The organism is Maridesulfovibrio sp. (assembly GCF_963676065.1).
GTDB lineage: Bacteria > Desulfobacterota > Desulfovibrionia > Desulfovibrionales > Desulfovibrionaceae > Maridesulfovibrio.
On record NZ_OY780933.1, the window covers coordinates 130351 to 142687 of the forward strand.

At 50.7% G+C, this 12337-nt stretch carries 9 protein-coding genes; 2 read left to right on the forward strand and 7 right to left on the reverse strand.

From position 1 onward, the window contains the following. Positions 1-91: 91 nt before the first annotated feature. The 6 genes from ACKU35_RS00625 to ACKU35_RS00650 all read right to left on the reverse strand — a co-directional run bounded on the left by ACKU35_RS00625 (position 92) and on the right by ACKU35_RS00650 (position 6923). Complete coding sequence (locus ACKU35_RS00625; RefSeq protein ID WP_319762126.1) at positions 92-991, reverse strand: M23 family metallopeptidase; 900 nt, start codon at positions 989-991, stop codon at positions 92-94. Positions 992-1010: 19 nt separating this feature from the next. Continuing rightward, complete coding sequence (gene xseA, locus ACKU35_RS00630; protein WP_319762128.1) at positions 1011-2390, reverse strand: exodeoxyribonuclease VII large subunit; 1380 nt, start codon at positions 2388-2390, stop codon at positions 1011-1013. Positions 2391-2438: 48 nt separating this feature from the next. Then, positions 2439-4184, reverse strand: coding sequence for a proline--tRNA ligase (locus ACKU35_RS00635; protein ID WP_319762131.1), 1746 nt, complete (start codon positions 4182-4184; stop codon positions 2439-2441). Continuing rightward, positions 4185-5261: a flavodoxin-dependent (E)-4-hydroxy-3-methylbut-2-enyl-diphosphate synthase gene (gene ispG / locus ACKU35_RS00640; protein ID WP_319762132.1), complete on the reverse strand. Its 1077-nt coding sequence runs from the start codon at positions 5259-5261 to the stop codon at positions 4185-4187. Between the two features lie 228 nt (positions 5262-5489). Continuing rightward, positions 5490-6197: a uracil-DNA glycosylase gene (locus tag ACKU35_RS00645; protein ID WP_319762134.1), complete on the reverse strand. Its 708-nt coding sequence runs from the start codon at positions 6195-6197 to the stop codon at positions 5490-5492. Positions 6198-6218: 21 nt separating this feature from the next. Continuing rightward, complete coding sequence (locus ACKU35_RS00650) at positions 6219-6923, reverse strand: phosphoadenosine phosphosulfate reductase family protein (RefSeq protein WP_319762136.1); 705 nt, start codon at positions 6921-6923, stop codon at positions 6219-6221. A 257-nt stretch (positions 6924-7180) separates the two neighbouring features. Between ACKU35_RS00650 and ACKU35_RS00655 the strand changes: the two genes are divergently transcribed. After that, the gene (locus ACKU35_RS00655; RefSeq protein ID WP_319762138.1) at positions 7181-7651 is read left to right on the forward strand and encodes a RimK/LysX family protein; all 471 of its coding nucleotides are present in this window, start codon (positions 7181-7183) and stop codon (positions 7649-7651) included. 18 nt (positions 7652-7669) lie between these two features. Then, positions 7670-8575: a 30S ribosomal protein S6--L-glutamate ligase gene (rimK, locus tag ACKU35_RS00660; RefSeq protein WP_319762140.1), complete on the forward strand. Its 906-nt coding sequence runs from the start codon at positions 7670-7672 to the stop codon at positions 8573-8575. Positions 8576-8662: 87 nt separating this feature from the next. On the opposite strand, the gene nifJ is transcribed toward rimK, so the two are convergent. Then, positions 8663-12187, reverse strand: coding sequence for a pyruvate:ferredoxin (flavodoxin) oxidoreductase (nifJ, locus tag ACKU35_RS00665; RefSeq protein WP_319762141.1), 3525 nt, complete (start codon positions 12185-12187; stop codon positions 8663-8665). Positions 12188-12337: the final 150 nt, after the last annotated feature.

Here is a 12337-nt window from a genome sequence, read left to right on the forward strand (position 1 = left end):
GTTTTGCCGCTGATCCTACACCTTTTGCAGTGCAAAGGGCATAGGTATCCCTAATTATTTCACACGACTGCGCCGCTTAAATATTAAAAAGTTATTTAATACCAAGCAGTTGGTCTGTAGTTTTGTGTAATACGTAATTCGGGTCAACCAGTCTGCCCTGCACTGACACACTCATATGCAGATGCGGTCCGGTGACCCTTCCTGTTGAACCGATGCCGCCGATAAGCTGGCCCCGTTCAACCATATCGCCTTCCTTAACATCTATCTTTGAAAGATGGAAATACATAGTGACCACTCCGTTACCGTGATCCACATACACGGAGTTTCCAGCGTAGTAATGCTTTCCGACCAGTACCACCTTACCGTCGGCCATGGCTTTAACGGCGGTCCCTTTAGCTCCCCGGAAATCAAGTCCGCGATGCGGGTTCTTGGGTTTCCCGTTCAGGATACGCTGCGCCCCGTAAGGACTGGACTGTGAACCTTTAGTTGGACGATAGAAAGGAAGAAACCATTTGCGGTCCTGACTCATTGAAGCCTTGGCAGCAGCTACTTCCTTACGATCCTGCGCTATCTTGTCATAGACTTCTTGGGGCGGGGTGACCATTTTTTCAGGCAGGGTCAGCCGCTGAATCCTGTATTTTTTCTTATGGACCTTAACAGTACGGCCGAAAGAACGCTCGCGACCTTCGGTTACTGTTTCAATGACGATCTTCTCCCGTCCGGGTTTATCAAAAAGCACGTCTGTTCCGAACATCGCCAGCGCAACGGAGCGTCCGTCCCATGAGCGGATCTCCGGCTGCACGCTTTTGCCTTTCCATTTTATGGAAACAGAATCAAGAGGTTTATCGGATGTTACCCGCACAAGAAACGGTTCACCGAGCCCTACATTTTTAGGATAAGCCAGAACAACTGAAGCCAAAGCACTCGATGTGCATATAAGCATCAGAAACAGGGTGAAAAAAGCTATACGAAATTGTTTATGCCCATTCATTTGTATAATCTCCTAAGAGTTATTCAGATGTAACCTTTGCCCGGACCTCACCTGATTTTACCCGCAGACGGATAGAATCCCCGTCTTCAACTTCGTCCGGACTGCGTAGAAACGTGCCGCTTTTTTCAATCGTTACAAGAGAATACCCGCGCTCAAGCGGACTTTCGGGGTCCAGCATACGCAATGAGTTGGACGCAGTTTCACATTCGGACTGCTTATCCTTAAGAAAAATATCCGCAGCTCGGGCCAGCCTTCGCTGCAACCCGGCCAGATCCTGTTCCCGGCGCTCAATACGTTCTTCGCCAAAGGCAAAAGATAAACGGCTACCCAATGCCTCAACCGTATCAAATTTTGTTTTAAGAAATTTTCCGGCAGCACGGTTCAAGCGTTCCCCTTCCTCTTCAAAGGAAAGCAGCAGCCGTTCAACGCGCTGCGCCGGTGAAAGCCAGCTCAATCCTTTCTGCAACGTTTCCAGCCGGGAATAACGCATTGTCAGAAAATTCTCAAAACTGCGGGTCAGGGAGCTGTCCATCTCATCAACTGTCTGCATCAGGATTTCGCGCCGGGGCCAAAGCTCCTGCGCCGCATGGCTGGGAGTTGCCACCCGCTTATCAGCCACGTAATCGGCAATGCTGACATCGACTTCGTGCCCCACGCCGCAAAGCACCGGCACAGTGGAGCGAAAAATTGAATCAGCCACAGGCTCGGTATTGAACGCCCACAAATCTTCCAGCGAACCGCCTCCGCGGATAAGCACTGTCACTTCCGCCCAGCCGTCATCGCTTACGGCATCAAGGGCCTGAGCTATTTGTGCCGGAGCCGCATCACCCTGAACCAGCGTGGGATAAATTCTTATTTCAGCTCCGGTTCCGCGAGTTTCTGCTATCTTCAAAAAATCCCGAACAGCCGCACCGGTGGCAGCCGTAACAACCGCCACCCTCTTAGGTGAGCGTGGGATATCCATCTTGCGATCTTCAGCAAAATAACCTTTCTCGGAGAGCTTGCGCTTCATGGCTTCAAAGGCAAGCTTTAAATCTCCAACGCCCTGCTCCTGAACCAATTCGGCAACCAGTTGATAAGTTCCGCGCGGAGGATATACATTCATGTGTCCGGCGCAGAGAATCTCCATGCCGTCCTCGAGTTCCAGCGGAGCTCCGGATTCAATTTCCCCGGTGAGAGGATTGACTGATTCTTCACCACCGTTGCCGCCATTGCGCTGATTGCCTTTGAACCAGACCACGGACAATCCGGCATCACCGTCAGTAAGCGTAAAATAAATATGCCCGGACGCAGGCCGGGCTAAATTTGTAACCTGACCCCGAACCCAGATAAACGGGAATTCCGTTTCCAGAACATCCTTAACAGCGCGGGTGATGTCAGTTACTGAAAATATTTTCATATATTAATATATGTGGCTGGTACTGTATTCAGCACCAGCCACATTGAATTATTTAGCTTCAAGTCCCCATGACTGCCACATCTCGGCACGCCATGTTTTGAAGGCTTCACTGAAACCATCAAGGGGAAGTTCAGTTTTTTCACCGGTCTTACGGTTTTTGGCTTCGACAATGCCGTTTTTCAGTCCCTTGCCGCCGATAACCAGCTGCATGGGATAACCGATCAGGTCAGCGTCAGCAAATTTAACGCCCGGACGTTCCTTGCGGTCATCGTAGGCTGCATCGATGCCCATATCCATAAGCTCATTGTAGAGTTCTTCCGCTTTTTCATTAACAGCGGCATCCTTACCGCCGAGGGAAATCACGCACACTTCAAAAGGTGCGATGGTCGGGGGGAAGATTGCGCCGTTTTCATCATTGTTCTGCTCAATGGCGGAAGCAACAATACGGGAAACACCGATACCGTAACAGCCCATAACCATGGGCTGGCTCTTTCCATTCTCATCAAGAAAAACAGCTTCCATGGATTTGGAATATTTGGAACCGAGTTTGAAAACGTGTCCCACTTCGATTCCCTTGGTAAATTCAATGGCAGCGCCGCACTCGGGGCAGGGATCAGCCTCTGTGATTACCCGCAGGTCTGCGAACTGTTCGATTTTGCAGTCACGGCCGAGTGAAAGGTGCCTGATGTGTGTGTCACCTTTGTTGGCCCCTGCAATCCAATCGGTTGCGGCGAGCAGTTCATGATCGGCGAATACGCGCTCAATCTTGAGTCCGACAGGTCCGGCGAAGCCGACAGGAGCTCCGGTCCATTCCTTGACCTGCTCTTCGCTTGCCATTTCAATCTCATTTCCGCCGACCAGATTGCGCAGCTTAACGTCATTCAACTCACGATCGCCACGAACCAGAGCGGCAACAGGTTCACCGTCAACGGTAAAGAGCAGGGTCTTGACCAGCTTATCCTGACTTACACCCAGAAATTCGCAGACTTCTTCCACGGTGTGCTTACCCGGAGTGGCTACTTCTTCAATAGCAGCGCACTCGGCACTGAGCATGCTTTCACCGGCGGGCGCTGCAACCTTGGCTTTTTCAAGGTTGGCCGCATAGCCGCATTTTTCGTCCTGGCATACTGCGATGGTATCTTCACCGGTATCGGCCAGTACATGGAATTCATGCGAAAAATCACCGCCGATAGCACCTGAGTCCGCCTGTACGGGGCGAAAATCAAGTCCGATACGGGTAAAGGCTTTTTTGTAGGCCTCAAACATACCACGATAGGATTCTTCTGCTCCGGCCTCATCTTTATCAAAAGAGTAACCGTCTTTCATGATGAATTCACGGCCGCGCATCAGGCCGAAACGGGGGCGGATTTCATCACGGAACTTGGTCTGGATCTGATATAGATTGATGGGCAACTGCTTGTACGATTTGACTTCTCCGCGCACGAGATCAGTAACAACTTCTTCGTGGGTTGGTCCGAGGCAGTAATCACGTCCGTGACGGTCATTAATGCGCAGCAGTTCTTTTCCGTAATAATCCCAGCGTCCTGTTTCCTTCCAGAGGTCGCCGGGCTGAACCATCGGCATAAGCACTTCCAGCGCTCCGGCGCGGTTCATTTCTTCACGCACGATGCTGGCAACCTTGTTCACGGACTTAAAGCCCAGCGGCAGGTAGCTGTAGATACCGCTGGTCAGCTTACGGATCATGCCCGCACGCATCAGCAGTTTATGGGAAACCACTTCCGCTTCGGAAGGATCTTCTTTCAATGTGGGAATATAGTAACGGCTTAAACGCATTTATTGTCCTCTCTTTTCTTTCAAAAATAATTCGATTTCTTTCATAAATTCAGGCAGCAGATTTTCATCGCCCTTGACTTTGCGTATAACTTCGCCCTTACGGAAGATGATGCCCAGTCCTCGGCCTCCGGCAATACCGATATCAGCCTCGCGGGCTTCGCCGGGACCGTTTACCACGCACCCCATAACCGCGACGGTAAAAGTTTCCTTTACGCCGCGTAGATTATCTTCAACTTTCTGGGCCAGTCCGATAAGGTCAATCTCTGTTCTCCCACATGTGGGGCAGGAAACGATTTCCGGGCCGCGCTCACGAAGTCCCAGCGAACGCAGGATTTCCCACGCAACGCCGACTTCAGCAACCGGATCATGAGTCAGGGAAACACGCATGGTATCGCCCAGCCCTTCCCAGAACAGGATACCCAGTCCAACGGATGATTTGACCGCGCCGCGCACCAGAGTACCGGCTTCAGTAATGCCCACATGCTGCGGGTAATCCACCTTTTCAGCCAGCAATTTGTAAGCTGCTATGGTATTCAGTACAGATGATGATTTCAGGGAAATCTTGGTGTTGTAGAAATCTCTCTTTTCCAGCAAAGCCACGTGTTCCAGCGCGCTTTCGACCATCGCTTCCGGGGTCGGACCGCCATACTTGGCGAGCAGTGCTTTGTCCAGTGAGCCACCGTTTACGCCGATGCGGATAGGAACGCTGTGTTCCTTGGCAGCAGCGACAACGGAATCAACCTTGTCCTCTCCGCCGATGTTACCGGGGTTGATGCGCAGTGCGTCTATTCCGGCGTCAATAGCCGCAAGGGCAAGACGGTAATCAAAATGAATGTCCGCCACCAACGGCACCGGAGAATTTTTGCGGATCTGCACCAATGCTTTAGCGGCTTCTTCATCGGGAACAGCTACACGCACGATTTCGCATCCGGCCTCGGCCAGAGCGTCAATCTGCGCCCCGGTGGCAATAGCGTCGCGGGTATCAGTGTTGCACATGGACTGGACCCTGATCGGGTTGTCTCCGCCAATGCCGACATCCCCGATGAACAATTCTCGGGTCTTTTTTCTATTGATCATTTTTCACCTGATTTATTCAGTTTGGCTGCTAATTAAGAAATAACGTGCGCGGTAGCATAATACATATTGCCATGAGAGCCAAGGGAAGCCTCACCCGATTCAGCGACGGCCTATCCGGTACGTAAGGGCCTTCAGTAAAAGGACTTAATATTCCAAAGGCAGTCAGCTCAATTCACGTTCGGTATTAGCAGCATTGTACTGATGAAAAACAGCAACGAGGTTAATATTTTACTTTACCCAGTTTATCTCCGGACATTTGGCAAAATGATTTTCACCAAGGAACGAACCGGGCTTCTTGGTGTAAAGCATGGGATGATGACTCTCAAGCTTATTTGCAACTGGAACGAAATCTCCCATTTCGCATGCGTTTCCACCCCAGAGAAGCCATCTGGCCTGAGGATTTTTCCGGTAAATGAAGCGAAGCAGACCGTCGGCGAATGATTGCCATTTTTCGCGATGGCTGTTCGACTCGCCTACTTTGCAGGTCAGGGCGGTATTTAAAAAGAGAACGCCCTGCTCTTCAAGGTGCGGGAACAGTTTTTTCGGAGGCAGGAGCGGAAAGTTACCATTAGCGATATCCTTACGTACCACGCTAATACCGGCCACTTCGTCAAGCTCCATGTAATTCTTATGAAAAAGTTTGATCATATTGCCCAGTGAATTATTTACCGGATCTTCCCAGCTTTTGATGTCACCAACTTCAAAGGCTCTGCCGGTGGCAACCCCCGCCTGCGGATACGGGTCCTGTCCGAGGATGACTACTTTCACATTGGAAAGGTCCATCTTGCTAAACCTTAATACTTTATCAGCAGCGGGCGTAAAATCATTTCCGATTGAAGAGCTGATCCTGTCCAGTTCCATCATCCGGGGAAGGGTAAAAAATCCACGCCAAGACTCATGCACCTCATAACCGTGCAAACAAAAATTAACTCTCATAACTTATATTCTCTCTTTATCTTAAAAATATCCCATGGAAGTGAGCTGTTCCAGATTGCGTTCCTTGGCTGCGCTACGTCCGTCACGTTCGCTGCTGCCGCCCTTTGCGGTGCAGGGCTGACACCCAAGAGACCGGTAACCCTGATCATATAGCTCGCAGTACGGAAGCCCATGCATGGTGATGAACGACCATATGTCCATCTCTGTCCACTCAAGAATGGGATTGAGCAGGGTGTGGTCGGGATTATCACGCACTTCCATATATTTTCTAACGGCCCTTCCGGGATGTTCATCCCTGCGGATTCCGGTAATAAGCAGATCTATTTCAAATTTTTCTATAGCCTGCTGCAAGGGCTTGATTTTGAGGTCGGCGCAGCATTTTACAGGGTCCTCGGCCACAGGATAACCGGAGAGGTCCACATCCGGCCGGATTACCTTCACATCAACTCCCCACTGCAAAGCTACGCGGTCCCGGAAAGACATTACTTCGCTGAATTTTATTCCGGTATCAATGGATAATGCTCGGGGAACCAGCACAAGTGAGGCTTCTTTTCCCTTGCTTTTAAGGACTTCGCGCCAGAGTGCCAGCACGACAGTGGAATCTTTGCCTCCGGTCCAAGCCACTGCGATGCGCTCGGGAGGGTACATTTCAAGCATACCGGACATTAATCCGGCTGTGTGCTCCACCTTGGCATCAAGAGGGGAAGATGCGTTTATTTCAGTCAAAATCAACTCCTTGGGAAAAGTGGTTCCCTTGTTGCCTGAAACGGTTCTTTTTGCAAGTATGGCTGAGGCCGTAGGATCAGCTCGTAAATGTATGTTCAGGTGTTTTTTTTCTTGCATTTCATAACTTACAGCTATATGCCCTACCTCGCTTTAATTAGAAGCTTACTACTGCGAATAAACCGGATAACATATTCATATCCTGACAAAACTGCACCAAGCTTCATTTTTCTGCACATTTTACACATATGGAGCAGCTTATGAACTGTCCTGAATACATACAGGGAAAGACGGTCGTCGGCTGGAGGGAATGGGCCGCATTTCCGCAATTAAATATTCCGGCTATCAAATTTAAAACTGATACCGGAGCGAAAACTTCCTGCCTGCATTCTTTTCAGCAGGATTTTTTCGAGCGGCAGGGGCAAAAATGGATTCGGTTCGGCATTCATCCGGTACAAAAACGTACTGATGTGGAAATTTTCTGCGAAGCGCCTGTTGTAGATTTTCGCACAGTCACCAATTCCGGTGGAATAAGTGAAGACCGGCCTGTGATCAGTTCTCAGTTGGTGCTGGGTAACATGAGCTGGAATATTGAACTGACCCTTACCAACCGTGATTCCATGAAATTCCGAATGCTTCTGGGCAGGTCGGCCATGGTGGAACGGCTCATTGTAGATCCGGACGGATCTTACCTGTTGGGCAGGAAACACGCTGCTGAATATTATAAATAATTTTTTCGGGAGGCACGAATGAAAATCGGCATCCTTTCCCGTAAACGGGAACTCTACTCGACCAATTCCCTGGTTGAAGCCTGCAAGGCTCGCGGCCATGAAGTAAGGGTTATCAACCCTCTGCGCTGCTACATGAACATAACTTCTCACAACCCCAGCATTCTCTACAAAGGGGAAAAGCTGGAAGGGTTTGACGCCATCATCCCACGCATAGGTGCGTCCGTCACCTTTTACGGCTGCGCGGTGGTTCGCCAGTTTGAAATGATGGGGGTCTATTGTGTAAATGAATCCGTTGCCATCTCCCGCTCACGCGATAAACTTCGCAGCCTGCAACTGCTGGCCCGCAAAGGCATAGGGCTTCCTGTTACGGCCTTTGCCAACTCCACCCAGTACACGGAAGACCTGATTGATATCGTCGGCGGAGCCCCGCTGGTCATCAAACTGCTGGAAGGAACACAGGGTAAAGGAGTCGTACTTGCGGAGACCAGAAACACCGCTGCGAGTATAATCGAGGCATTCAAGGGTCTTGAGGCCAACATTCTGGTACAGGAATTTATATCCGAAGCCTCCGGTTCAGATATACGTTGTCTTGTGGTCGGAGACAAAGTCATAGCTTCCATGAAACGACAGGGCCGCGAAGGAGACTTCCGCTCCAATCTGCATCAGGGCGGGTCCGCCACTCAGGTAAAAATCACACCTGAGGAGCGCTCTACAGCTGTACGCAGCGCCAAAATCATGGGGCTCGGTTTCTGCGGTGTGGATATCCTCCGCTCAAATCACGGTCCGGTAGTTATGGAAGTTAACTCTTCCCCCGGTCTTGAAGGCATAGAAAGAACTACTGACATCGACGTTGCCGGAAAACTCATCTCCTACATCGAAAAAAACGCCCAGCCCGGAAAGACAAAAACAAAAGGCAAAGGCTAAACCGCATTTCAATAAAAAAGAGAAGGCCCCCCGCATCATCTGATGTGGGGGGCCTTCTTTGGTTCTTAAGCTATTTCCGGAAACGGACTAGTCAACTTTGTAGTCGATTTCAGCCAGCTGTTTCAGGAGGTTGTAGCGCTTTTTGCAGTCCATTTCGATACCGGCACGCATTTCCTTGGATGCTTCGGGCAACATGCGCTCAAGCATTGCGTAACGGTTTTCACCGGAAAGGAATTCCTGCAGGGTTCCGTCAGGTTCTTTGTATTCAACAACCAGCGGATTCTCGCCGTTTTCTTCGCGGCGGGGGTCGAAACGGTAAAGCGGCCAGTAACCGGACTCAACAGCGAGTTTACCCTCGTACTGAGTTTTACCCATACCCTTACGGATACCCTGATTGATGCAGGGAGCGTAAGCGATGATCAGGGAAGGTCCGGGGTATGCTTCAGCTTCAATAAAAGCCTTCATAACCTGATTCTTATTGGCGCCCATGGAGACAGAGGCAACGTAAACGTAGCCGTAGCTCATCATCATGCGGCCAAGGTCTTTCTTGGCAGTGTGCTTGCCCGCTGCGGCAAACTTGGCAACGGAACCGAGCGGTGTGGCCTTGGAAGCCTGACCACCGGTGTTGGAGTATACTTCGGTATCCATAACAAGGATATTGATGTCCTTGCCGGATGCGAGAACGTGGTCGAGACCGCCGAACCCGATGTCATAAGCCCAGCCGTCACCACCGAAGCACCATACGGACTTCTTGGTGAAGATGTCTTCCTGTTCTTCGATTTCGAGCAGCAGTTCGTAGTTGTCGGCTTCAACAGCCAGAAGTTCACGCAGCTGGTCGCCGAATTCCAAGGATTTGGCAACATCATCTTTATTTTCAATCCAGCCTTTAAGGGCTGCTTTGAGTTCATCAGTTATGTCCAGCTCAAGGGCCTGTTCCATCTGCTGCTTCAAACGTTCGCGGCGGTTGGAAATAGCCATTTCCATACCGAAACCGTATTCAGCGGCATCTTCAAACAGGGAGTTACCCCAGGCGGGACCGTGACCTTCAAGATTTTCACAATAAGGAGTTGAAGGTGCGGATGCGCCCCAGATGGAGGAACAGCCGGTAGCGTTGGCAATAATCATGCGTTCACCGAAGAGCTGGGTGAGAACCTTAACGTAAGGAGTTTCACCGCAACCGGCGCATGCGCCTGAGAATTCCATCAGAGACTGCTGGAACTGGCTGCCTTTGACAGTGGTGCGGGACATGAGTCTGTCCTTGAAGGATACAATTTCGGAGAAATCGTAATTAGGCACTTCTTTTTCGGTCTGGGTAGCCAGCGGCTTCATGACCAGAGCTTTTTCCTTAGCCGGGCAGATATCAGCACAGTTACCACAGCCCTGACAGTCAAGAGTATTGACCTGCATGCGGTAATTGAGGCCTTCAAAACCCTTGCCTTTGGCTTCCACGGTTTCGAAACTCTCGGGTGCGATTTTCATTTCCTCTTCATCCGCGAGAACAGGACGCAGGGCGCTGTGCGGACAGACGAAGGAACACTGGTTGCACTGGATGCAGTTATCTTTGATCCATTCCGGAACCATGATGGCCACGCCGCGTTTTTCAAAACGGGAGGTACCCATGGGGAAACGTCCGTCAGGTGAAAATGCGCTCACGGGGAGGTCATCACCTTTCTGGGCGAGAATGGGTTTAACCACTTCGGAGATGAATTCAGGCTCGAACACTTCGTGGTCCGCTTCATCTTCAGCTGTGGCCCAGCTTTCGGGATATTTGATTTCAATAAGATTCGCTTCGGCCTGATCAACTGCGGCGTTGTTCATGTTGACGATTTTATCGCCCTTCTTGCCGTATGCGGTCTTGATGGATTCTTTGAGGTATTTAACTGCGTCTTCAAAGGGAATAACATTTGCCAGTTTGAAGAACGCGGTCTGCATGACCATGTTGATACGTCCGCCAAGCCCTACTTCACCGGCGATCTTAACACCGTCGATAACGTAGAATTTAAGATTGTTCTGCGCAATTTTACGGCGCAGCTTAGCGGGCAGTTCGGCTTCCAGCTCTTCAAGGCCCATGCTGGTGTTGAGCAGGAAGGTTCCGCCTTCGCGGATTCCGTCCAGCAGATCGTAAAGTTTTACGTAGCTGGGGTTATGACAGGCGATAAAATCCGAAATTTCCACGAGGTAAGTGGATTTAATGGGACTTTTACCGAAACGCAGATGGGAAACGGTGATGCCGCCGGACTTTTTGGAGTCGTAGGCAAAGTAGCCCTGCGCGTACATATCGGTTTTGTCACCGATGATTTTAATAGCCTGTTTATTGGCGCCCACAGTACCGTCGGAACCAAGTCCCCAGAACTTGCACTGTACAGTGCCTTCGGGAGTGGTATCGAGGCTTTCACCCACTTCGAGGGAAAGTCTGGTCACATCATCATGGATACCGACTGTGAAGTGATGTCTGGGAGACAGGGACTTCATGTTGTCATAAACAGCCTTGACCATGGCAGGAGTGAATTCCTTGGAACCCAGTCCGTAGCGTCCCGCGTAAACAGGCAGCTCGATATTCATTTCCTTCAGAGCGGTGCAGACATCAAGATAAAGGGGATCGCCTATAGCTCCGCCTTCTTTGGTGCGGTCCAGAACTGTGAGCTGCTGGCAGCTGGCGGGAATAGCGCGGCCGAGATGTTCGATGGAGAAAGGACGGTACAGGCGGACTTTCACCAGACCTACTCTTTCACCTTCGGCAACCAGTTTTTCAATAGTTTCCTCAATGGCTTCACAACCGGAACCCATGGCTACGATAACATTTTCAGCTTCGGGATGACCCACGTAGTCAAAAAGTTTGTATTCACGGCCGGTAATTTCCTTGACCTTACCCATTGCGTCTTCAACATAACCGGGAACAGCGTCGCGGTAGGGGTTGATGGCTTCAACAGCCTGAAAGTAGATGTCGGGGTTCTGGGCGGTACCGCGGGTATGCGGGTGTTCCGGGTTCAAGGAGCGGTCACGGAAGTCACGGACCTTCTCCCAATTCAGGGCTGCGGCCATGTCTTCGTAGTCGATCAATTCAACTTTCTGTATTTCGTGAGAAGTTCTGAAGCCGTCGAAAAAGTGAACAAAAGGAATGCTGGATTCAACGGTCGCCAGATGTGAAACAAGGGCGAGGTCGAGAGCTTCCTGCACAGAGTTGGAAGCCAGCATAGCGAATCCGGTCTGGCGGGTTGCCATTACGTCCTGATGATCGCCGAAAATGGAAAGGGCGTGTCCTGCGACAGCGCGGGCGGAAACATGGAAGACGGTGGGCAGCAGTTCGCCCGCAATCTTATACATGTTGGGGATCATCAGCAGTAATCCCTGTGAAGCGGTAAAGGTACAGGAAAGGTTACCTGCGGCCAGAGCGCCGTGCAAAGCCCCGGCGGCACCTGCTTCGGACTGCAGCTCACGGACTTCCATGGTAGTGTCGAAAATATTCTTCACTCCTTGAACAGCCCATTCGTCAGCCAGCTCGGCCATGGGGGATGAGGGAGTAATGGGATAGATGGCGGCGGTTTCACACATAGCGTAGGCTACGTATGCAGCGGCTTGGTTACCATCCATCGTTTTCATTTTTTTTGCCATTCTTTAATTCTCCGTGTCTTTATGGTTGGGAAGGCGTGCGGCGAAAAGTGTAGCACACTACCCCACGCGTTGCCTACCCGAATTTAACGGCTTTCGGGTTGAACTGCCCAAATAAATTGGGCAGCCGTTCAAAATCCTTGAAACACCGGC

What these genes read in the sequence shown, in the direction of transcription:
- ACKU35_RS00625 (WP_319762126.1), bottom strand. Translation starts at nt 991, where the DNA reads ATGAATGGGCATAAACAATTTCGTATAGCTTTTTTCACCCTGTTTCTG.
- xseA (WP_319762128.1), bottom strand. Translation starts at nt 2,390, where the DNA reads ATGAAAATATTTTCAGTAACTGACATCACCCGCGCTGTTAAGGATGTT.
- ACKU35_RS00635 (WP_319762131.1), bottom strand. Translation starts at nt 4,184, where the DNA reads ATGCGTTTAAGCCGTTACTATATTCCCACATTGAAAGAAGATCCTTCC.
- ispG (WP_319762132.1), bottom strand. Translation starts at nt 5,261, where the DNA reads ATGATCAATAGAAAAAAGACCCGAGAATTGTTCATCGGGGATGTCGGC.
- ACKU35_RS00645 (WP_319762134.1), bottom strand. Translation starts at nt 6,197, where the DNA reads ATGAGAGTTAATTTTTGTTTGCACGGTTATGAGGTGCATGAGTCTTGG.
- ACKU35_RS00655 (WP_319762138.1), top strand. Translation starts at nt 7,181, where the DNA reads ATGAACTGTCCTGAATACATACAGGGAAAGACGGTCGTCGGCTGGAGG.
- rimK (WP_319762140.1), top strand. Translation starts at nt 7,670, where the DNA reads ATGAAAATCGGCATCCTTTCCCGTAAACGGGAACTCTACTCGACCAAT.
- nifJ (WP_319762141.1), bottom strand. Translation starts at nt 12,187, where the DNA reads ATGGCAAAAAAAATGAAAACGATGGATGGTAACCAAGCCGCTGCATAC.